The sequence below is a fragment of the Carnobacterium sp. ISL-102 genome (assembly GCF_018612935.1).
GTDB classification, from domain to species: domain Bacteria; phylum Bacillota; class Bacilli; order Lactobacillales; family Carnobacteriaceae; genus Carnobacterium_B; species Carnobacterium_B alterfunditum.
The window spans coordinates 1-1,190 of the sequence record NZ_JAGGRF010000057.1; the positions used below are offsets into that span (position 1 = coordinate 1).

Consider the following 1,190-nt stretch of genomic DNA (forward strand, 5'->3'; position numbering starts at 1 on the left):
GCCGGACCAACCAGCGCCACGCTATGTTCACGCGCTTTGGTCAGCAGAATGGCCAGATCGATATCAATGGTCGCCGGTTCAAAAATGCCGGCCAGAATATCGTTACGCTGCCATTCGCCAAACTGCAGCTCACGTTTCGCCGGATAACGCCACGGAATAATGTCATCATGCACCACGATGGTCACTTCCACCGCACGCAGAATTTCGCTTTCACCCGGGCTCGCGCTGGTTTCCAGCAGATCGTTAATCAGCGCACGACGGGTGGTTTCATCCAGACGCACGGTCACGGTCACCAGCAGATCAATATCGCTATGCGGTTTCAGGCCGCCATCCACCGCGCTGCCATACAGATGCACGGCCAGCAGGGTCGGTTCCAGATGACGTTCAATCACGCCCACCACTTCAGACAGCTGGGTGCTCACTTCCGCAATCACCGCTTCACGCATAATGTTCAGTTTGGTTTTCGGACGGCTGCCCTGCTGGGTCACATCGTTGCTGCTCCACAGCATCAGGCAACGGCCCACCGCATAACGCGCCTGCTGTTTGCTCGCACGCGGCATGCTCTGCACGCCAAAAAAGCAATCATAGCACGCCATAAACACCGCCACCGCACCATTACCGCCGCTACGTTCGGTCAGGGTACGGCTCCAATTACGGCTACGCATACTCTTCCTTTTTCAATATTATTGAAGCATTTATCAGGGTTATTGTCTCATGAGCGGATACATATTTGAATGTATTTAGAAAAATAAACAAATAGGGGTTCCGCGCACATTTCCCCGAAAAGTGCCACCTAAATTGTAAGCGTTAATATTTTGTTAAAATTCGCGTTAAATTTTTGTTAAATCAGCTCATTTTTTAACCAATAGGCCGAAATCGGCAAAATCCCTTATAAATCAAAAGAATAGACCGAGATAGGGTTGAGTGGCCGCTACAGGGCGCTCCCATTCGCCATTCAGGCTGCGCAACTGTTGGGAAGGGCGTTTCGGTGCGGGCCTCTTCGCTATTACGCCAGCTGGCGAAAGGGGGATGTGCTGCAAGGCGATTAAGTTGGGTAACGCCAGGGTTTTCCCAGTCACGACGTTGTAAAACGACGGCCAGTGAGCGCGACGTAATACGACTCACTATAGGGCGAATTGAGTGAAGGCCGTCAAGGCCTAGGCGCGCCGGATCCCCCGGGCCATACTAGT

At 52.6% G+C, this 1,190-nt stretch carries 1 protein-coding gene; it reads right to left on the minus strand.

Annotated features, from left to right (window positions below):
* The coding region (locus J7E16_RS11650; protein ID WP_214891750.1) for an aminoglycoside adenylyltransferase family protein at positions 1 to 446 on the minus strand (446 nt) is incomplete at its 3' end.
* Between the last annotated feature and the right edge of the window lie 744 nt (positions 447 to 1,190).